Here is a 21,470-nt window from a genome sequence, read left to right on the forward strand (position 1 = left end):
GCTAGCTTCCTTGCGCTACCTGATAAGGAAGTTTCTTCGTCTTCAATCTTACCTCCCTTAACCCCTCTGGCAAATCTGGATAAATATTTAACGTTGTGAGCGCACCTTCCATCACCCGGGAGAATACCGGAGCGGCTACCTCACCACCATAGTACTCTCGACCCTTGGGATCATTCACCATCACCACCATCGCCAATCGAGGATCAGAGGCTGGCGCGACGCCAGCAAACAAAGCAATGTACTGATCGTACTCATATCCTTTCGAGCCAACCTTATGCACTGTACCCGTTTTACCAGCCACTCGATAACCTGGAATCTGAGCCGCACGACCTGAACCACGTTGAACCACCGCCTCCATCATCTTCACCACATCTTTTGCGACTTGATGAGGAATGACTTGCTTACCTTCCGCCGGCACATCTTGCTTGAAAATAGTGACAGGCACACGATAACCGCCATTCGCCAATGCCATATAAGCTTGCGCTAACTGCAATGTCGACACAGACAAACCATAACCATACGATAAGGTGGCAATTTCTGAAGGGTGCCACTTCGGATGCGAAGGCAATACTCCGGATGCTTCTCCTGGAAAACCAATTCCAACAGGTGAGCCAATCCCTAACTCATAATCCATATTCCACACCGCATCCTGCGGTAACGACAAGGCAATCTTAGACGCACCAACGTTACTCGATTTAATCAATAGCTTTTCAAAATCAATGACGCCGTAATTTGCCGCATCACGAATAGTGAAACGGCCAAAACGCAAGTAACCAGGAGAAGTATTAATGGTTGTTTCCGTAGAGTATTGACCCGACATCAGCGCCGCCGATATCGTAAAAGGCTTCATCGTGGAGCCTGGCTCAAACAAATCAATGACAGCTCTATTTCGTAGATCTTCATACTCTAATTTCGTTCTGTCATTTGGGTTATAAGATGGCTGATTCACCATCGCTAAAATTTCACCCGTTTTGACATCCAAAATCACCGCAGAAGCGGACGTTGCCCTATGTTCATTGACCGCCGCTTTAAGCTCACGATAGGCTAAATACTGCAACCTCAGATCGATACTTAACTCAATGTTTTCACCCGGACGCTCATTTTTCTCCGCCCCAATGCCGCGAATAATATTACCCGACAAATCTTTTACATAACTTCGCTGACCTGGCTGCCCCTGCAACGCACCATCGTAAGCCAATTCAATGCCTTCTTGGCCTTTGTCATCAATATTGGTAAAACCCACAACGTGAGAAGCCACTTCACCGGCTGGATAGAAGCGTTTGTATTCTTTCGTTTTGCTGACACCAACTACTTTCGCCGCCATGATCGCATCCGCCTCTTGCGGTGGAATCTGACGACGTAAATACATAAAAGAGCGTTTTTTGTTGGCCTCAAACTTTTCTTGCAACCAAGCTCGGCCCACACCCATCACTTCGGCTAGGCGCTTAATTTCTTGCTCAGGCCCCACTCCGATGGTCGGATCACTGGGCATTTTCCACAACGCCCTAGGGTTAGCAATAATGGTCCAAGTCGGCGTGCTGACCGCTAAAGGTTCGCCCCGACGATCCAAAATCATTCCACGAGTCGCCGGTATAGACTCCGTTCTTACTGCACGAATTTCACCTTGATTCTGCAAAAAGGCTTTATCGACAACGGTCAAATAAAACAAGCGTCCGGCCGCAACCAGAAACAATACAAAAGCGACGCCATACACAAAACGTAAGCGCCACTTTCCAATATGTTGAGAACTATCTACAGTCTTCATGGTTTCACTATTATCAATTCATCTTGTGATGGTGCGTGCATGTTTAAATCTTTAATGGCCGTCTGCTCCAATCGACTGGGCTGAGTTAAAGCGCTTTGTTCCAAAAGCAACTGCCCCCATTTCACTTCAAAATCTACTTCTTCTTGCTTGAGCTTCTGCAAATAAGAAAAGTCTTGCCGAAACTCATAAACCTGTACAACAACAGCCATAGAGACCAAAGTCAGAACCACCACACCGGATAAGTAAATCCACGGCGTGAATCTCGACTTAATCACTCACCCTCTCCAGCACTCTCAACACCGCACTGCGCGAACGCACGTTGTCACCCACTTCGTTTTTTGAGGGTTTAATGGCTTTACCAATCGTTTTAAATTTAATGTCTAAATGCGCATTTCGAATCGGCAAATGACGAGGCAACTCCGGCCCCTTTGCTTTCAACTTCATAAAACGCTTCACTATACGATCTTCCAGGGAATGAAAACTGATCACCACCAAACGGCCACCGACTTTTAACGCATCAACCGCCGCTTCCAAACCTTTCTCTAAATCCCCAAGCTCGTTATTGATATGAATTCGAATACCTTGGAAGGCTCGTGTTGCTGGATTTTTACCTTTTTCCCAAGCTGGATTAGCTTCCGCGACAATTTTTGCTAACTGCAATGTCGTGACAATGGGCGTGTGAGAACGGTATTCACAAATTGCTTTCGCAATACGACGAGAAAATCGCTCTTCTCCGTATTGGTACATCACATCGGCGAGATCCTTTTCATCAACACGGGCAATCCATTCGGCTGCACTCAACCCTTCATTTGGGTTCATACGCATGTCCAAAGGACCGTCATTCATAAAACTAAAGCCACGTTCAGCATCATCTAACTGAGGTGAAGAAACCCCTAAATCCATCATGACACCATCAATTTTGGTATCACCAAACACCTCAGGAATGCGCTCAGCCATATTGGCAAAGCTGTCTTGAACAATACTAAAACGTGCATCTTCTGCCGCTAACTCACGACCAAACCCAATCGCCACTGGATCTTTATCGAACCCCAGCATACGACCCTCTTTGAGTCGACTGAGAACCAAACGCGTGTGACCACCTCGGCCAAAAGTACCATCGACATAATCACCATTTTCATTGGTGACCAACATATCGACGGATTCATTTAGCATCACACTGATGTGTTCGTGTTCGGCATTCGTCATAAAGAAATATCCATCATGGTTTCTGTCTGTAAGTCCTCAAGCGCATCTTGGGACAAGTAATCTTCTCTTTGTGCTTCCCACTCTTCTTGGCTCCAAATCTCAAGCTTTTTCCCTTGCCCAAGAATGGTCAGCTTTTTATCTAATCGAGCAAACTCTCGTAGTGGCGCGGGCAACAAAATACGTCCCGCTTTATCCACCTCTAAATCGGTTGCATGACCGACTAACAAACGCTGTAAACGTCGAGCTTGTGGCTGAAACGTGGGTAATTTATCTAATTTCTGTTGAATCACTTCCCACTCAGACAAGGGATACAGCAACAGACAACGAGACACAGGGTCTATGGTGACAACCACACCTTCGTCGTCGTATTGGCTGAGTTCATCGCGCAGGCGAGCAGGAAGCGACATTCGCCCCTTTGCATCCACACTGACTTGATGAATCCCTCTAAACACAACCCTACCCCACTTATCGACACTTTCTCCCACAATTTAACACCATTCACCCCAAATAGTAAAAAAATATTGATTAAAAAATGAAAAAATGCCGTAACGCAGACACACCCACCCCTTCAAGCCATTGAGAAAGTGGTAAAGAAATGCCTACATGGAAGTAAAAAAGACTTTAAAAACAAGAATAAAGGAAAAAAATGGAGAAACATCCCAAATACCCCATCAAAAAAATCAAAAAAAGGGCAAAAAGTGGGAAATAAGGATTTCTAAAAAGGAATTTTTCTAAACAAGGAATTAAAACGATAGGAAAAAAAAGCAAGTTGGTCGATAAGCCGGGTTCTGTCGTGGACAGTCATTCATCTAATCCGTACATCACTGCACGTCTCTAGCAACCTACCCGAACTCAGCGCGGGTCACGCCAAAGAGTTCCTATTTGGTCTTGCTTCAAGTGGGGTTTACCATGCCACGAACTGTTACCAGTCGCGCGGTGCGCTCTTACCGCACCATTTCAACCTTACCGGCAGTAAACTGCTTAGGCGGTATATTTTCTGCTGCACTTTCCGTAGGCTCACGCCCCCCAGGCGTTACCTGGCACTTTACCCTGCGAAGCCCGGACTTTCCTCCCCCCATAAAATGAGCGGCGACTGTCTGACCAACTTGCGACGCGCATAGTACGTTTCTCTCCGCAGAATGACAAGGCATTTTGGCAGATTAGATAAGTTTCTATTTCATCGGCAGGCAAAAACACACTTCCAACCCACCTTCGGGGCGATTTCGTGCCGTAATTCGACCTTTGTGGGCTCTAATAATACGCTGAGAGATGGTCAAGCCGACACCGAAGCCACCACTATTCGCCTCTCGTGCCTCAGATGAACGATAAAAAGCATGAAATATCTTCTCCAACTTCTCATCATCGACTCCAGGGCCATTATCCCGCACATAAATAAAAGCCTCTCCCGCCTTTTCTTCTGTGACAACCTCAATGACACCACCATCACCCGCATAAAAACACGCATTACGCAGCACATTTTCAATAGCATGACGCAGTTGCAAGGGATCACCAAACAAGGTTTTAGGCAGTCGACCTGTTTTAAAAACAGAAATCCCCTTAAGCTGACTTTCGAAACTGACATCCGCCACAATTTCATCCAACCAAGCCTGTAGATCCATAGGCTCTTTCACTAGAGCTGCCGCCTCTAAACGACTTAATGTCAGCACTTGACCAATTAGCTCATCCAATTCATGTAATTCAGTTCGTATACGACACAAATAATTTTTTTGAGCCTCCATACCGTGCTTATCTTCAGCAATGGTCAATGCCACCTCAATTCGAGCCAAAGGCGTGCGCAATTCATGAGACACATCTCGCATCAGACGCTCTTTCGACGACAACAGTGTTTCAATTCGCTCAGCCATTTCATTAAACTCACGAGCCAATTTACCAACCGCGTCACTTCGACGAGCCATTTTGCGCTCAACCCGAGCCGACATGTCACCACGACCAAACGACCTAGCGACTCGCTGCAACTTCAGTAAAGGCCCCAGCAACCAATACGCCAACACACCACTCGAGACCAATAAGCCCAACAATGAAAATCCGACAACAGCCTCAGGCGCTAAAGAATTGATCTCTGGATTTGGCTTAAAAATCAGCAAATACTGAACATTGTTCCCGCCAATCACTTGAATGAATTGACTATGTAGAAAATCTACTGACGGCTGACCAGTCGCACTCGCCGAATTTTGCTCACGAAAATTACGCGGCAAGGCTTTTAATAAAGGCCGGCCATTCTCTTGATACAAATAGATAGAACCTGATAAACGCTTCTCTGCCTTTGCAGTTTCCTCTTCCAAGGATTCAACACCGAATTGCTCATAACTTGAAACCAACTGAACACCGATGTCGCCCAAAAGATCAGCGGAAACTTGATTTTGCTTCTGAATAAAGTGCACCATTCCCAAACCAATACTCACAACAATAATATTGGAGAGAAGCACAACCAGAAACACACGCAGAAAAGTGTTTTTCATGAATAACTATGCACCCTGATCGTTTGAAACAAAAATATAACCCACACCCCGAACCGTTTTAATACGAGGATCACCATTTTCTAAATTGCCTATTTTCTTACGTAGATTACTAATATGCATATCCAAACTACGGTCATACATAGTCAATTTTCGGCCCAGCGCTTTTTCAGACAACTCTTGTTTCGTTAAAACTTGCCCCGGTGCCATTAGCATACATTCTAATAAGGTATATTCAGAGGTGGTTAATTCAACCAACTCACCCTCTAAATACACAGTACGATCTTTACGACGCAATAAAACACCTGCCAGCTCAATATCAGCAGTAGGATCATCTTCTCTTTCTTGACTAGCACGACGTAAAATAGCCTTAATTCGCGCCAACAACTCACGAGGGTTGAATGGCTTAGACAGGTAATCATCCGCGCCCATTTCCAACCCTAAAATTCGATCGATATCATCGCCTTTGGCCGTCAACATAATGACAGGAACCGAGCTCTTATTGCGAATTTGCTTAAGCGTCTCAAAGCCATCCAACTCCGGCATCATGACATCTAGAATCACAATATCCGGCATATCATTCGCCATTAATTCAAGCGCTTCTCGACCATTCCAAGCATGCACTACTTCATAACCTTCGCCGTCAAAATATTCCTTTATCAAATCTGATAAGCGCGCATCATCATCCGCAAGCAATAACTTCATCATAACTAATATCCTCTTCCTCTATTCTTTATTATGTCGGCGTTTTTATGCCATCAATTCAATTGTAAAGATTACCTTAGAGGTCGTCCCACTCGCGCCCCTCTTTTCACTCTATTTACAAAGAATGCTAATAAGTTGAACGAACCTATTTAGAGAAACAAAAAAGCCGCAAAACTGCGGCTTTCTTTACAAAACAATCAAGTCAAAAATAGAATAACTTATTGTTTGAATGGGTCACGTAATACAATAGTTTCATTACGATCAGGACCCGTTGAAATAATATCAACAGGCACACCCACTTGCTCTTCAAGATAACGAATATAATCTTGAGCATTCTTTGGTAGCGCTTCAAAGTTTTCAGCACCAACCGTAGACTCGCTCCAACCTGGCAACTCTACATAAGTCGGCTGAGCTTGCTCGTAACCTTCACTGTCGACCAAAGAGCCGGCAACTGGATTGCCATCCGCATCCGTATAACCAACACACACTTTAACGGAATCAAAGCCATCAAGAACGTCTAATTTCGTCAAGCAAATACCAGAGACAGAGTTGATTTGCACCGCATGACGCAAAGCCACCGCATCAAACCAACCACAGCGACGAGAACGCCCCGTAGTTGCACCAAACTCATGTCCACGCTCACCTAAGCGCTGACCATTTTCACAGAACAATTCTGTTGGAAAAGGACCAGAACCAACACGCGTCGTGTAGGCCTTAGTAATACCCAACACATAGTCAAGATACAAAGGACCAAAACCCGTACCTGCTGGAGCACCACCGGCCGTCGTATTAGAAGAGGTAACGTATGGGTAAGTACCATGATCCACATCCAACAAAGACCCCTGCGCACCTTCGAACATGATGTTCGCACCGGCTTTACGCAGATCGTGCAAAAGCGTGATGGTATCCGCGACCATAGGACGTAAGAATTCAGCCATTTCCAAGCCTTCAGCGTACACCTCATCGTAAGAAATGGCCTCAACATTGTGATATTGAGTCAACACAAAGTTGTAGTACTCCAACACTTCTTTCAATTTCGCAGCGAAACGCTCAGCATCCAATAAATCACCAACACGAATCGCACGACGAGCCACTTTGTCTTCGTAAGCAGGCCCAATTCCGCGCCCCGTTGTGCCAATTTTCTTCTCGCCTTTCGCGAGCTCGCGTGCCTGATCAAGCGCAATGTGGTAAGGCAAAATCAAAGGACAAGCCGCACTGATTTTCAAACGATCAACAGCAGGTACACCCTGCTCTTGAAGTTCCAACACTTCTTTTTTCAAAGCCGCTGGCGACAACACCACACCATTACCAATGATGCACTGTACGCCATCACGCAAAATACCAGAAGGAATCAAATGCAGGACGGTCTTCTTGCCATCGATCACCAAAGTGTGACCAGCATTGTGACCACCTTGAAAACGGACAACAGCCGCGACGTCTTCGGTTAGTAAGTCAACAACCTTACCCTTACCTTCATCACCCCATTGAGTGCCCAGAATAACAACGTTTTTACCCATAGTTTCAGGTCTCATTTAGATAGTTCTTAAAGAAAAGTCTTGCGTTAACGTGGCAGCAATTGCCATGCGCCATCCACCATATCCAGCTTATAATCCGCTTCGCTCGCTGACACATCATCAAGTGACTCAATCACCTGATAACCTTCAGCACGCAATGCATTGACTTTTTGCCAAAGCTCAACGCTTTGACTCACTGGTGACACGACTGTTTTTGACTTAGCAACCTCAACTTCGGTAAGACCTACCAAAGCCTTCACGTCGGTACTAAACCCTGTCGCAGGACGCGAACGACCAAACACTTGACCAATATTGTTGTAACGACCGCCACGAGCGATCGCATTACCGTGACCTGGTACATAAGCCGCAAATACCACACCAGTGTGGTAGCTGTATGACATCAAATCACTTAAATCAAAATGCAAGCCAACCGTTGGAAAACGCTGAGTGATCGCCGCAGCCATTTCTTTCAATAAAGCAATGGCGTCTTTTACCGGCGTAGAAATTGGCGCCAACAGTATATCGGCTTGCTCTAGCACTTCCTGACCACCACACAAGCGCGGCAACTCAGACAACCAAACTGACTGCTCTTCATTTAACCCTAAGGTTTCAACATAACGCTCAAGTTCAGGCAAATCTTTGGATCGGTATAAATCGGCTAATTTACTTTCTTGCTCAGAAGTTAATTGGCAAGCCGATACCACACCGTTCACAATATCTATATGACCAAGATCCAGTACCACATTTGATAATCCAGCGACGGACAGAGTCTGCAACATCAAAGACAAGACTTCGATATCACTTTCAACGCCACCGTGACCATACACTTCAGCACCTAATTGAATCGGGCAACGCGTACCATCCAAACCTGATGGCACAGTACGCAAAACACTGCCGCAGTAACTCAAACGCTGAACACCTTCTTCTTTAAGGCAATGCGCATCGATACGAGCAACCTGCGATGTAAAGTCAGCGCGCACCCCCATCAAACGACCAGATAACTGATCAATTACTTTGAAGGTTTCAATTTCTAGGTCTGAGCCAGCACCCGTCAAAAGGGAGTCCAGATACTCTAAAAGAGGAGGTATTACTAATTGATATCCCCAACTTTGATGGAGATTAAGCAGAGTTCTTCTAAGGTGTTCTATTTTAGCAGCCTGCTCAGGCAAAGCTTCGTCTACTCCCTCAGGGAGTAACCAGCGATCTGCTAATGTCATTAAATTATCCTCTTAGCTTCGTGTCAGCAAAAGAAGTACTACTCCAAGAAACATACTAACCGCCCCCAGAATACGTAGATTAAAATCCGAGCTTGCGACAGCCCTTGCCATGATTTCTCTCCAAAAATGTGGAGCGAGAAACGGCAAAATCCCCTCAGCGATCAATAAAAGGCTGACGCCAACCAGTAGCGACTGCAACAATTCCTGCATAGATTCTCTTTGTTCCAACCATTAAAAAACCGGGCCTGACCCGGTTTTTGTAATAGTACCATGTTTCCTATTTTAACAAATAGGCTTGTCGTACGATTATTCGTGATTATCTATTTTGAACCATCACCTGCAGAGCTATTCAAATATTTGAAAAACTCGCTATCAGGCTCAAGAACAAACAGATTACCATTACCCTGAAAGCTTTCACGGTAGGCTTGCAAGCTACGATAGAATTCATAGAACTCTGGATCTTGCTTGTAAACTTTCGAGTAAATAGCCGCCGCTTTCGCATCACCATCACCACGGATCATTTCCGCATCACGCTGTGCTTCGGCTTCTAAAACCACTTTCTGACGATCCGCATCCGCACGAATACCTTCCGCTAGCTCTAGACCTTTCGATCTGTGCTCACGAGCTTCACGCTCACGTTCAGTACGCATACGCTGATAAACCGACTCACTCACATCTGGCGGAAGATCAATTCGCTTCACACGGATATCGATAATGGAAATACCCAACTCGTTTTGCGCAACCTGATTCAGATCATCACGCAATTCCGTCATCAGCAAATCACGCTCACCAGACACCACTTCGTGCATGGTTCGCTCACCGAACTTGTTACGCAAACCTGTGTCTACTCGTGAAGACAAGACTCGATTCGCTACAAACTCGTCACCAGAAGTGGCTTGATAGAACTTAGCAACGGAATCAATCTTCCATTTCACGTAAGAATCCACCACAACGGCTTTTTGCTCAAGCGTCAAATAACGCTGTGGGCGTGAATCCATTGTTAGGATACGTGCATCAAACTTCTTCACTTCGTTCATGATCGGCAGCTTGAAGTGCAAACCTGGCTTCACATCGTCTTCAACGATCTCACCAAAACGCAAAACAACGGCTCGTTCAGTCTCTTTCACGACATACAACGTCTGAGACCCCACCAAAACGACAAGAAGAAGTACAAATAAAACGACAAAAGAAAAGCCTTTCATTAATTTCTACCCTCTCTACGAACGGTGACACCTTGGCGTTTACGTAACTCGTTTAATACCTGATCAGTTAAACTGCTGATATCAGACGACCCCAAATTTGCAGAACCAGTCGCTGATGCAGCCGATTGCTTCATTAATTGATCAAGCGGTAAATACATCATGTTATTGCCACCTTCAGTGTCAACCACAACCTTGTTTACGTCTTTATAAACAGACTCAACCGTTTCGATGTATAAACGACGACGCGTCACTTCAGGCGCTTTAGTATATTCGCGATACAAACGATCAAAACGATCCGCCTGACCACTCGCACGAGCAACAATCTCAGAACGATAAGCTTCCGCTTCTTCACGAATACGCTGAGCACGACCACGAGCCTCTGGAATCACACCATTAGCATAGGATTCCGCTTCGTTCTTCACTCGCAACTCATCTTCTTTCGCTTTGATAACGTCATCAAACGCCTCTTGCACCTGAGTTGGCGCTTGAGTGTTTTCAACGTTTACTTTAGAAATAAGTAAACCTGTACCATACAGATCGCTGTATGACTGGATACGCGCTTTCACTTCATCAGCCAACAACTCACGACCTTCTGTTAGGATTTGCCCCATTTCTGAGCTACCCACAACATGACGAAGCGCACTTTCTGTCATTTGAGCCAAAGACTCTTCAGGATTACGCACATTGATCAAGAAATCTTTCGGATTCTGCACCGAGTACTGAACCGAAACACCCACCTCAACAATCGCATCATCAACCGTCAACATAAGTGCTTTGTGATCGTGTGAGCGAACTTTCGTGACATTGACTTTGCTAACGGAATCAATCATAGGTGGATTCCAATGCAAACCTGGCATAACAGTCGAATGATATTCACCCAAACGCAACACCACGCCTCGCTCCTGTTGGTCAACCTGATACACACCAGTTGCCGCCCAAAGCGCGCACAAAGCCAACAACACAATAGCGATCAAACCACCACTGAATTTGCCAGACAAACCAGAACCGCCGCCATTTGAGCCGCCGCCTTTGCGAGATTTTCGAACCCCAAGCATGTCCATCAACTTATTAAAGGCTTCATCAAGATCAGGTGGCCCTTGATCTTTTCCGCCAGATTGACGACCCCAAGGATCATTACTCTTCTCTTTATCACGACCTTCATCTGGGCGACCAGCACCATTATTACGGTTTTTATCTGGATTCCATGGGTCGTTGTCGTTATTACCCGGTTCATTCCAGGCCATACTACATCTCCACTTTATTTTAATGATAATTCCAGTGACCTATGCCGCTACAATCTGATCTTCAGACATACCAGCACGAGCTAAAATCTGTAAATAATCTTTCTTAGGCAGTTTCACATCCAACACAAAATGGCCGTTTTCATCAAAACGCTCTGACCTTACAGCTCCATGTTCAAACAACATAGCGCGCAAGCGTCCGTAATGACTCGGCAAATTCAATGTTTCACTGAATACATCCACAGCCAACAGTTCTGCAATAGCTTGCTTTAGCAACTCTAAACCATCGCCATCACGAGCAGACAACCAAACTCGTCTCGGGTTCCCTTGCTCGTCTCTATCTATACGAGGCTCGGCCGTAGGAAGTGCATCAATTTTATTAAAAACCAACAAAGTTGGCACTTCATTCGCACCAATCTCTTCCAACACGGCATCCACATGAAGCATATTATCATCACGGGAAATATCCGCTGCATCAACCACATGCAATAACAAATCCGCTTCCGCCGACTCTTTCAAGGTCGCCTGAAACGCTTTAATCAATCGGTGTGGTAATTGACGTATAAACCCAACCGTATCCGCCAAGACAATCGAACCAATCTGTTCAATATCAAGACGTCTTAGCGTCGGATCCAGTGTCGCAAATAATTGGTCCGCCGCATACACTTCAGAGCCAGTAATACGGTTAAATAATGTCGACTTACCTGCGTTTGTGTAACCCACTAAAGAGACAGTAGGGACAGCAGAACGCGCACGAGAACGGCGACTTTGATCGCGTTGCGTGCCGACTTTTTCAAGGCGCTTCTGAATGGATTTAATGCGTACACGAAGCAAACGTCGGTCCGTTTCCAACTGGGTTTCACCAGGGCCACGCATACCGATGCCGCCTTTTTGGCGTTCTAAGTGAGTCCAACCTCGAATCAAACGGGTTGACATATGCTGTAACTGAGCCAGCTCAACTTGCAACTTACCTTCATGGGTACGCGCTCGTTGGGCAAAAATATCCAGTATCAGACCGGTACGGTCAAGTACTCGACATTTCAAAACACTTTCTAAGTTACGCTCTTGAGATGGCGATAAGGCATGATCAAACAACACCACTTGGGCTTCTTCATGATCTACAATATCTTTAATTTCATCTAATTTCCCGCTACCAACAAAATACTTGGCGTCAGGACGCTGACGGGACCCCGTAACAACAGCAACAGGGTCTGCACCAGCCGACATAGCAAGCTCAACAAACTCTTCTGGTCCATAGCTTTCGCTTTGATCATTAAAATCAATGTGGACCACAACAGCAATTTCACCACTATCAGGGCGTTCAAAAAACAATCTTATATTCCTCTGTTTGTCTTGTCAGACAAACTATTCAGCGGCATCTTCCGGCTGATCAGGAGACGGCATGCGGATAGTACGAGAAGGCACAACAGTCGAAATAGCATGTTTGTACACCATTTGGCTAACTGTGTTTTTCAAAAGAATCACAAACTGATCAAATGACTCAATCTGGCCTTGAAGTTTAATTCCATTCACAAGAAAGATAGAAACAGGCACTCTTTCTTTGCGTAGAATATTTAGGTAAGGGTCTTGTAACGATTGCCCTTTTGACATCGGAATCTCCTTAAAAAAGCGAAAACTAATAAATTAAATATTGAAAAAACAATACCGTAGATACTACACCAAATTTTTTATTATTTCCCCTATATAATCCTGCTTTCTATGTAATTCAAGGCCTCAGAGGTAAGTTCTTTCGATAAACTGTCAAAAATCATCAAATCTTCCCAACCTCGCAACCAAGTCAGCTGCCGTTTCGCCAATTGACGAGAAGCAACAACTCCTTTAAAGATAGCATCTTCTAACAAATCGTCACCTTCTAAATACTGCCACAGCTGACGATAACCAACACAACGCATGGAAGGCATATCAACAGTAAGGTCACCACGGCGATACAAAGCGTCCACCTCGGCCAAGAAACCTTGCTCCATCATTTGCTGAAAACGCAGTTCAATACGCTCATGCAAGACACTACGCTCTTTCGGCATCACCGCCATGTTAATCATGTCAAACGGCAGAGCCACTGTGTCTTGTTCAGCCCACCATTGCGTCATCGTCTTACCGGTTAAACGATAGACTTCCAGCGCACGCTGAAGGCGTTGTGGATCATTTGGGTGGATGCGCGCAGCGGCGTCAGGGTCTACGGTCGCCAACTCCGCGTGTAAGGCAGCCCAGCCATTTTGCTCCGCTTCCAATTCAATCTGTTGACGTAATGCCGCGTCAGCTTTCGGCATATCCGCTAAACCTTTTTGCAGAGCATTGAAATACATCATGGTGCCGCCGACCAACAAAGGCGTCTTGCCTTTCGATAAAATGTCTTCAACATGCGCCACAGCATCAACTAAAAAATCCGCCGCCGAGTAAGACTCAATGGGGTCAATAATATCGATTAAACGATGGGGAGCCCTGGCCAGCAACTCGGCATCCGGCTTTGCCGTGCCAATATCCATCCCCTTATATACCAGAGCGGAATCAACACTGATGATCTCAAAATTATGTTGCTCAGCCAGCTCAACAGCCAAGCCAGTTTTACCCGAGGCGGTTGGCCCCATTAAACATACCACTTGCGGTTTAGCCATTTTAGCGACCTCGTAAAAAGAGTTTGTCTAAATCAGACATACTCAAGTATGCCCAAGTTGGCCGTCCATGGTTACACTGCCCACTGCGCTCAGTCACTTCCATATCACGCAACAAGCTGTTCATTTCTTCAATTGTGAGTTTGCGATTGGCGCGTACTGCGCCATGGCACGCCATAGAAGCCATCAATTCGTTGGCTCGAGACTCCAGCAAATCAGACACACCATTGGTCGACAAATCACTGATCACATCCCGCACTAGATTTTCAACGTCACCACGAATAAGGATAATAGGCACTTCTCGCACCATGACACTTTCTAATCCAGTTCGCTCAACGTTAAAGCCAAATGCCTTAAACACCTGACCGTTTTCTTCAACCAAGTCAGCCTCGCTTTGCGAAACAGAAATGTTGATCGGCACCAATAGAGGCTGAGTGGCGATATTCTTTTCATAAAACGCATTTTTCATGCGCTCATAAACAATCCGCTCATGAGCCGCATGCATGTCCACAACAATCAACCCCTGTTCACTCTCCGAGAGAATATACACACCGTGTATCTGCGCTACGGCATAGCCTAACGGTGGCACTTTTTGATAATCGTTTTCGGCCACATGATGAAAAGGCGAAGCCGATTGAGCCATTGTCACCGTTTTAATTTCACCTGTATCAGGATCAATTTCTTCAGTGACTTGCGAACCAGACTGAGCAAAATCTCCCGCGTAACCTGAGAGCCTCTGCATCCCATCTAATTGGCTACGAATGGAATCACCACTTGGATTTGGTGAACTCACTTGAGCACCACTCTGGTAACCCGTTTGACGCATCCAATCCATACTAGAGGCTGCTGGACGATTGGCCAATGGCAATGCCGACTGCTCCGATATCGCACCGATAGAGGAGACTGAGCCTTGCTGACTGTCCGCCACTCCAGTCGGAGCAGAATCCGATTCAGGTCGAACATCGGCGATGGCTTTGTGAATGCGACTAAATAAGAAATCATGAACCAAACGCCCATCACGAAAGCGCACCTCATGTTTCGTTGGGTGCACGTTCACATCGACCGTAGAAGGGTCCAATTCCAAATACAAGACAAAGGTCGGGTGACGACCATTGTACAAAACATCGCGATAGGCTTGACGTACAGCGTGCGCTACCAATTTATCTTTGACTACTCGACCATTCACAAAGAAATACTGCAGATCGGCCTGAGAACGTGAAAAGGTCGGTAAACCAATCCATCCCCAAAGACGTAAGCCTGCCGCCTCCACATCCAGCGTTAATGAATTCTCAATGAATTTCTTGCCTAACAACGTCGCCAGGCGATGCTCGGCATGCAATTGATCCGTCACAGGGCGTAAGTCATATACTTGCTTGCCGTTATGACTCAAACGAAAACCCGTTTCGTAGCGACTTAACGCCAAACGCTTAACCACCTCTTCAAGATGTGAGAATTCGGTTTTCTCAGTACGCAAAAACTTACGGCGTGCCGGTGTATTAAAAAACAAATCTCGTACGTCTATCGTGGTACCTTGCGGATGAGACGCAGGGCGAACGGCCGCGGCCATATCTTTACCTTCCGCCTCGACACGCCAAGCTTCACTTTCATTTTCAGCTTGAGAGGTCAGATGCATTCTCGACACGGAACTAATACTGGCCAACGCCTCACCACGAAATCCTAGCGTGTTCACCGCCTCAAGATCGTCCAGTGTGACAATTTTACTGGTCGCATGGCGACTCAAAGCAAGGGACAAATCGTCTTTTACGATACCGACACCGTTATCACGAATTTTAATTCGCCTCACACCGCCCTGCTCGACATCGATATCCAGTTGGGAAGCGCCAGCATCCAAGCTATTTTCCAGTAATTCTTTTACCACGGAAGCTGGACGCTCAACCACTTCACCAGCCGCAATTTGGTTAGCAAGACGTGGCGATAAAAGATTGATTCTTTTCATTAACGACCTTATTTATTTTGACCCATTGATAGTGGGTACCTGATCAGATTATCCGGCCGGAATAACGAGCTTTTGCCCCACCCAGATAACATCATTTTTTAACTTATTGGCTTTTCGTAAAACCGCCAAAGAAACCTGATTGCGACGTGCAATTTGCGACAAGGTATCGCCCTTGCTCACTGTGTAGACATAGTCAGAATGTTTTTTCTGCTTCCACGCCACCAAAGTGCCTTCCGGCGCATTTTTAGTGAAATACCCAATCACACCTTTGGAAATAGACGCGGCCAACTTCACTCGATACGCTCGGCTGGAGAGATTTTTCGCTTCCGTTTTATTCGAAACAAATCCAGTCTCGATCAGGATAGAGGGTATGTCTGGTGATTTAAGCACCACAAAGCCAGCTTGCTGAACGGAGTTTTTGTGTAATTTGGCGACGCCCTTCATTTGACCAAGCACACTTTCCCCGACGTTAAGACTCATCTGGATGGTCGAATTCATTGACATATCGAGCAAAACTTCGGCCAACAATTGATCTTTGTCGTCCAACGAAATGCCCCCCACTAAATCCGCCGAATTTTCTTGTTGTGCCAACCAACGCCCCATTTCCGAACTTTTACCGCTTAACGACAAAGCCCACACAGAAGCGCCTCGTGCACTGGCCTTGGTAAAGGCATCCGCGTGCACAGAAATCATCAAATCCGCGTTCGCTTCCCGAGCCACTCGAGAACGGTCGCGCAATTTCAGGTAAACGTCCGTTGAACGAGTCAACACCGCCTTAAACCCATCTACCGCATTAATTCGCTTCGCCAATTCTTTCGCGATCGACAACACAATGTCTTTTTCACGCACCTTGTATTGCCCTAATGCTCCTGGGTCTTTACCACCATGCCCAGGATCAATAGCAATCACAATGTCGCGCTTTTCTTGGGAGATATTGGCCAGACTTTTCACTATGGTGGCTGGTTTTTTCTTTCCGTATTCCAGCTCAACCAAGATCCTTGGCCCATAAGTATCATTAGCAGACAGAACCGTACTTTTGGCGCGTGCAGCCTGCGCTAAATCCAAAACAAAACGAACACCAGTATTACGCTTAGCATAACGTACGCGCATCAACACATCTGACGACAAAGCAGTCAAACCATTGACCACTGCATTACTCAAATTAGCATCACTGATATCAACAACGATGCGATCAGGATTAGACAAAGGAAAAATACGATGCTCAGACTTGCTGGATAGCTCAAAGACCAAACGCGTTACCCCTTCCTGTTGGGCAACACGAATATCACGCACTTCAGCCGCAGACACTTCCATTGCAACAATGGAAGTCATCCAGACCAAAATGATACTTAAAAAATTTTGAAATTTAGTTTGCATATCAGACAGCTAGCTATATATAAGAGACACACTATAACGGCTGAACCAGTGGATCTCAATCTTACTGATCGTAAAGAATTCGATAGGTTAGTCGACAACCAAGTCTTGTAACTTTGTCATTGCGATCAACCCTTTATCCGTTGTCGCTTCAAGCGCGACATGTCGACCTTGACGAATCAAATCCAAGCGCACAATTAAATCGGCTTGCGGTAGAATACCTCGTCCCATTTCCGCCCACTCAATCAAACACAAGCTCTGCTCCGTGAAATAGTCCCGAATGCCCATAAACTCCAACTCTTCGGGGTCGCCAACTCGATATAAATCAAAGTGGTAAACCTCTAAATCTACTAATTCATAAGGCTCAACAATGGTATAAGTTGGGCTCTTTACTGGCCCGTCGTGCCCCATACCTCGCAACATGCCTCGAACCAAAGTGGTTTTACCCATTCCTAGATCTCCCTCTAGGTACACCACACCACCAGTTTGTAAGACAGCCGACAATTTCGCCCCGAAGGCCTCCATGTCCGCTTCACCATATATCTCTTTTACTATTTGCATTCGTTTTTAAACCTTCTACGTCCAATCACACTAGGACCCACTGAAACTCAAACAATTCTAATACACAAAGCTTTTGAAACAAGCTCTGTTACCGCATAATCAAGCACTTATCACTAATAAGTTTGTTCTAAGGCATTTCATGGATTGGCTACTCATTACATTAATCGCGATAGCGGTGTTCATTACGGGCATTTCCAAAGGTGGATTTTCTGGTGCCTTCGGCATCCTCGCCGTACCATTAATCTCGTTACAAACCTCTCCGCTTTATGCCGCCGCCATTATGTTGCCCATCCTATGTTTAATGGACATTTTTACCGTGCAAAAGTTTTGGCGAAAGTGGCATAAAAAAGAGCTGATTAACTGCATTCCCGCCGCCATTACAGGCGTACTCATCGGCGGTTTAACCGCCTCGTGGTTTTCGGCGGACTGGCTAAGAATCATGGTTGGCATCATTGCCGTTGGCTTCACCCTGAATTCATGGCCTCGCAAACACCGTACCAAGCAACCCAAACCACTTAGCTCGATTGCAGGCCGTTTATGGTGTGCATTAGGCGGCTTCACCAGCTTTATTGCCCATGCGGGCGGCCCACCAATGAGTGTGTATCTACTCAGAGCCAATTTAGAAAAAACACAATATGTCGCCACGGCAGCGGTTATTTTTACCGCCATCAATTACGTCAAGTTGATCCCCTACAGCCTGTTAGGTCAACTTAACGTCTCTAATATATTGCTGTCACTGTGCTTCGCGCCATTAGCCTATGTCGGCGTACAACTTGGCGCTTGGCTACATTATCGAATTTCAACCGGACTCTTCTTCAAATGCATGTACAGTTTTCTGTTTATCACAGGTCTAAAATTGATCTGGGATGGCAGCATGGCGTTGCTATAGGCTTGCAACATAAAAAAACGAGCCAACGCTCGTTTCTTTATGTCATTTATTCACGCTATTTAAAGCCACATTAGACATCCAAGCCAAACATGGTTTTACGATAATGCTTGAGCTCACCAATGGACTCCATAATATCATCCAAAGCCAAATGCGCACCGGATTTTGTGAATCCCTCTAATGCTTCTGGCTTCCAACGACGAGCCAATTCCTTAATGGTACTCACATCAAGATAACGATAATGGAAATACGCCTCTAGCTTGGGCATATAACGGTATAAGAAACGACGATCTTGCCCCACACTGTTACCACAAATGGGTGATACACCAGCAGGTACATATTGTTCAAGAAAGGCGATGGTCTGCGCTTCCGCCGTTGCCATATCAATGTCAGATGCCAACACCTTAGCAGTTAAACCTGACGCACCATGATGCTGAGTGCACCATTCATCCATAGCATCCATGACCGATTTCTCTTGATGAATGACCAAATTAGGCCCTTTTGCCAATACATTTAAATCTTTATCTGTGACCACTGTCGCAATTTCAATAATGGTGTCTTGCTCTGGTTCCAAACCCGTCATTTCAAGGTCAATCCAGATTAAATTGTCTTTATTCAAACTCATACTTACTCAAATCCTTTATTATCATTGCCAAGCATTATACTCTATGCGCCTTACTATAGGATCAGAAAAGACGAATGTCGAAGCGAAAACTCACCAAACAGCAAACTTGGCGCATTGAGAAGATTCAACAAGAGCGCATTGAAAGAACCAAGAAACGCAGCAATAAAGCAGAAGAATTGCTGCAGTCTTCTGACCTTGGTCCGGAAACCCAAGGCATCGTTATTTCCCATTTTGGCACCCAAGTGGAAGTAGAAGGTACGCAACCTCCTTTTGTCGGCGTCTCCACCCGTTGTAACTTAAGAGCCAACCTAGGCCAATTAGTCACTGGGGATAAAGTGATTTGGCGCCCCAAACAACAAGCCGGTGGTGTCGTTGTTGCGACAACAGACAGACAAACGTCTCTGTCACGACCTGACATGCATGGTCGCCTAAAACCGGTTGCCGCAAACATAGATCATATTGTCATTGTGATTGCCGCAGAACCTGTTGCCCACGCCAATTTAATTGATCGCTATTTAGTCGCCGCTGAAACCGTTGGCATACCACCCGTGATTTTGCTTAACAAGTGCGACCTGATCAATGACAGTAACCGCGAGCAACTCAATGCTTTACTAGAGACTTATGAGAAGCTCGATTATCGAATCATTCGAACCTCCACCAAAGACCAAGCTGGAATGGAATCTCTTTATCAATTCCTAGGAGACAAAACCAGTGTGTTTGTTGGTCAATCTGGGGTTGGTAAATCATCGCTAATTGGCACCCTATTACCAGGCATTGAAATCAGCGTCGGTGAGTTATCGCAAAAACGCAAAAAAGGCACTCACACTACGACCACAGCACGATTATTTCATATGCCCAAAGGGGGTGACTTGATCGACTCTCCAGGCATCCGAGAGTTTGGATTGTGGCACATTAGTGAAGATGAGCTGCTTAATGGCTTCATTGAATTTCGCCCCCACATTGGCTACTGCCGCTTTCGCGACTGCGCCCATGAAAAAGAGCCAGGCTGTGCCATTTTAGACGCCTTAGAAAAAGGTGAAATTTCTGAGCATAGATTCCAAAGCTACTTACGCATTAAGCAATCTATCCGAGAAAACCAAGCGTTTTAAATCAAAAAAATGCGAGCCCAATCAGGCTCGCATTTTTTATAACACCACCACAACGCAATCTCGTTAAATAAAGACTGCTTTACTAAAAAACCATTTCTGGCGTGAGCTTCAAATCGGATTGTTTTGCTGGGTTGCCAAAGTTACGTCGATTTTGGTTTAGCAATTTACGATAGGCCTCATCCGTCATTAAAGTAATGCTTATACGTCGATTTTCTGGGCCCGCTGGGTTTAAACGATTATATGGAATAGTACCCCCTAACCCGGTCACTTGAGCAAACCGAGCATCGCTCACTCCCCCTTCCTCTAGAATTTGACGTGCTGCATTTGCCCGCATGGCCGATAAATCCCAATTATTCAATCTCGCCGAGCCTGAATACTTAGAAGAGTCCGTATGGCCACTGATCACAATCGGATTTTTCACTCTATTAAACAGTGACGACATTGTTAGCAACGTATTCTCAATGTCTGGCATCATACGCGCGCTACCACGCTCAAACATCGGTTTATCCGGTGTGTCTAGTAATGTAATACGGACACCGATGGGAGTAATTTCAAGCCGTAAGTTTTTCTGCTTAGATAAAACTATGTTGTTTTTTTCTAATTCATCTTTGACCAAATCATTCAAACTCTGCGATACCGAAGACTCCTCACCGTTCCCTACCCCTGTTTCATGACTGGGCACATCAGTACTGCCTGGCTCAGGCAATTGCAAATCCAGCTTCTTCTCTATACTCATGGCGGGACTACCGCCTAAATCAATAGGATTAGCGCTAAAGCCTGCCGTACCGGCTCCCATAGGGTCTTGAAAATACCCTTGAATGGTCTCTCTTTCTTCTGGGGATGCCACACTAATGATCCATAACACCAAAAAGAACGCCATCATCGCCAACGCAAAATCCGCTAGAGCAATTTTCCATGCGCCACCATGATGACCACCTTTCTTAACCTTTTTTACCCTTCGAATTACTAAGCTATTTGAACCTAAGGCCATCCTACTCTCT

At 45.6% G+C, this 21,470-nt stretch carries 21 protein-coding genes and 1 other RNA gene; 2 read left to right on the forward strand and 20 right to left on the reverse strand.

Annotation, left to right across the window (positions count from 1 at the left end):
* Position 1 precedes the first annotated feature (1 nt).
* From OA79_RS01185 to tsaE, 18 genes are all read right to left on the reverse strand, one after another.
* A complete protein-coding gene (locus tag OA79_RS01185) occupies positions 2-1,765 on the reverse strand; it encodes a peptidoglycan D,D-transpeptidase FtsI family protein (protein WP_063331385.1) in 1,764 nt (587 codons plus the stop codon).
* Positions 1,762-2,040, reverse strand: a complete 279-nt coding sequence (gene ftsL, locus OA79_RS01190) for a cell division protein FtsL (RefSeq protein WP_063331386.1) — start codon at positions 2,038-2,040, stop codon at positions 1,762-1,764. The genes OA79_RS01185 and ftsL overlap by 4 nt, the downstream gene beginning before the upstream one ends.
* The gene (gene rsmH / locus OA79_RS01195) at positions 2,033-2,971 is read right to left on the reverse strand and encodes a 16S rRNA (cytosine(1402)-N(4))-methyltransferase RsmH (protein ID WP_063331387.1); all 939 of its coding nucleotides are present in this window, start codon (positions 2,969-2,971) and stop codon (positions 2,033-2,035) included. The genes ftsL and rsmH overlap by 8 nt, the downstream gene beginning before the upstream one ends.
* Positions 2,968-3,423: a division/cell wall cluster transcriptional repressor MraZ gene (gene mraZ, locus OA79_RS01200; RefSeq protein ID WP_063331474.1), complete on the reverse strand. Its 456-nt coding sequence runs from the start codon at positions 3,421-3,423 to the stop codon at positions 2,968-2,970. The genes rsmH and mraZ overlap by 4 nt, the downstream gene beginning before the upstream one ends.
* A gap of 309 nt (positions 3,424-3,732) precedes the next feature.
* Positions 3,733-4,080, reverse strand: an RNA gene (gene rnpB / locus OA79_RS01205) — RNase P RNA component class A.
* Between the two features lie 63 nt (positions 4,081-4,143).
* Entirely contained in the window at positions 4,144-5,451 is a 1,308-nt protein-coding gene (locus OA79_RS01210; RefSeq protein WP_063331388.1) for a HAMP domain-containing sensor histidine kinase, read from the reverse strand.
* Positions 5,452-5,457: 6 nt separating this feature from the next.
* Positions 5,458-6,156: a response regulator transcription factor gene (locus tag OA79_RS01215; RefSeq protein WP_063331389.1), complete on the reverse strand. Its 699-nt coding sequence runs from the start codon at positions 6,154-6,156 to the stop codon at positions 5,458-5,460.
* A gap of 215 nt (positions 6,157-6,371) precedes the next feature.
* Complete coding sequence (locus OA79_RS01220) at positions 6,372-7,670, reverse strand: adenylosuccinate synthase (RefSeq protein WP_063331390.1); 1,299 nt, start codon at positions 7,668-7,670, stop codon at positions 6,372-6,374.
* Between the two features lie 44 nt (positions 7,671-7,714).
* The gene (locus tag OA79_RS01225) at positions 7,715-8,884 is read right to left on the reverse strand and encodes an ATP phosphoribosyltransferase regulatory subunit (protein WP_063331391.1); all 1,170 of its coding nucleotides are present in this window, start codon (positions 8,882-8,884) and stop codon (positions 7,715-7,717) included.
* 12 nt (positions 8,885-8,896) lie between these two features.
* Positions 8,897-9,094, reverse strand: coding sequence for a DUF2065 domain-containing protein (locus OA79_RS01230; RefSeq protein ID WP_063331392.1), 198 nt, complete (start codon positions 9,092-9,094; stop codon positions 8,897-8,899).
* A 110-nt stretch (positions 9,095-9,204) separates the two neighbouring features.
* The gene (gene hflC / locus OA79_RS01235) at positions 9,205-10,086 is read right to left on the reverse strand and encodes a protease modulator HflC (RefSeq protein ID WP_063331393.1); all 882 of its coding nucleotides are present in this window, start codon (positions 10,084-10,086) and stop codon (positions 9,205-9,207) included.
* Positions 10,086-11,330 carry an FtsH protease activity modulator HflK gene (gene hflK / locus OA79_RS01240; protein WP_063331394.1) on the reverse strand — a complete coding sequence of 415 codons (1,245 nt, stop codon included), beginning with the start codon at positions 11,328-11,330 and terminating at the stop codon, positions 10,086-10,088. The genes hflC and hflK overlap by 1 nt, the downstream gene beginning before the upstream one ends.
* A 39-nt stretch (positions 11,331-11,369) precedes the next feature.
* Positions 11,370-12,659, reverse strand: a complete 1,290-nt coding sequence (gene hflX / locus OA79_RS01245) for a ribosome rescue GTPase HflX (protein WP_063331395.1) — start codon at positions 12,657-12,659, stop codon at positions 11,370-11,372.
* 33 nt (positions 12,660-12,692) lie between these two features.
* Positions 12,693-12,938, reverse strand: coding sequence for an RNA chaperone Hfq (gene hfq, locus OA79_RS01250; protein ID WP_063331396.1), 246 nt, complete (start codon positions 12,936-12,938; stop codon positions 12,693-12,695).
* 89 nt (positions 12,939-13,027) lie between these two features.
* Positions 13,028-13,960: a tRNA (adenosine(37)-N6)-dimethylallyltransferase MiaA gene (gene miaA / locus OA79_RS01255; protein WP_063331397.1), complete on the reverse strand. Its 933-nt coding sequence runs from the start codon at positions 13,958-13,960 to the stop codon at positions 13,028-13,030.
* A gap of 1 nt (position 13,961) precedes the next feature.
* Complete coding sequence (mutL, locus tag OA79_RS01260; RefSeq protein WP_063331398.1) at positions 13,962-15,914, reverse strand: DNA mismatch repair endonuclease MutL; 1,953 nt, start codon at positions 15,912-15,914, stop codon at positions 13,962-13,964.
* Positions 15,915-15,962: 48 nt separating this feature from the next.
* The gene (locus tag OA79_RS01265; protein WP_063331399.1) at positions 15,963-17,291 is read right to left on the reverse strand and encodes an N-acetylmuramoyl-L-alanine amidase; all 1,329 of its coding nucleotides are present in this window, start codon (positions 17,289-17,291) and stop codon (positions 15,963-15,965) included.
* 87 nt (positions 17,292-17,378) lie between these two features.
* The gene (tsaE, locus tag OA79_RS01270; RefSeq protein WP_063331400.1) at positions 17,379-17,849 is read right to left on the reverse strand and encodes a tRNA (adenosine(37)-N6)-threonylcarbamoyltransferase complex ATPase subunit type 1 TsaE; all 471 of its coding nucleotides are present in this window, start codon (positions 17,847-17,849) and stop codon (positions 17,379-17,381) included.
* A 139-nt stretch (positions 17,850-17,988) separates the two neighbouring features.
* On the opposite strand from tsaE, the gene OA79_RS01275 reads away from it, so the two are divergent.
* Complete coding sequence (locus OA79_RS01275; protein ID WP_063331401.1) at positions 17,989-18,738, forward strand: sulfite exporter TauE/SafE family protein; 750 nt, start codon at positions 17,989-17,991, stop codon at positions 18,736-18,738.
* 70 nt (positions 18,739-18,808) lie between these two features.
* Here the strand turns inward: OA79_RS01275 and orn are convergent, their stop codons facing one another.
* Complete coding sequence (gene orn, locus OA79_RS01280) at positions 18,809-19,360, reverse strand: oligoribonuclease (protein ID WP_063331402.1); 552 nt, start codon at positions 19,358-19,360, stop codon at positions 18,809-18,811.
* A gap of 74 nt (positions 19,361-19,434) precedes the next feature.
* Here orn and rsgA point away from each other — a divergent pair, with 74 nt between their 5' ends.
* Positions 19,435-20,469 carry a small ribosomal subunit biogenesis GTPase RsgA gene (gene rsgA / locus OA79_RS01285; RefSeq protein ID WP_063331403.1) on the forward strand — a complete coding sequence of 345 codons (1,035 nt, stop codon included), beginning with the start codon at positions 19,435-19,437 and terminating at the stop codon, positions 20,467-20,469.
* A gap of 82 nt (positions 20,470-20,551) precedes the next feature.
* Here rsgA and OA79_RS01290 read toward each other — a convergent pair whose 3' ends face one another.
* Positions 20,552-21,460, reverse strand: coding sequence for a flagellar motor protein MotB (locus tag OA79_RS01290; RefSeq protein WP_063331404.1), 909 nt, complete (start codon positions 21,458-21,460; stop codon positions 20,552-20,554).
* Between the last annotated feature and the right edge of the window lie 10 nt (positions 21,461-21,470).

Source organism: Marinomonas sp. TW1, from assembly GCF_001625355.1.
Classification (GTDB): domain Bacteria; phylum Pseudomonadota; class Gammaproteobacteria; order Pseudomonadales; family Marinomonadaceae; genus Marinomonas.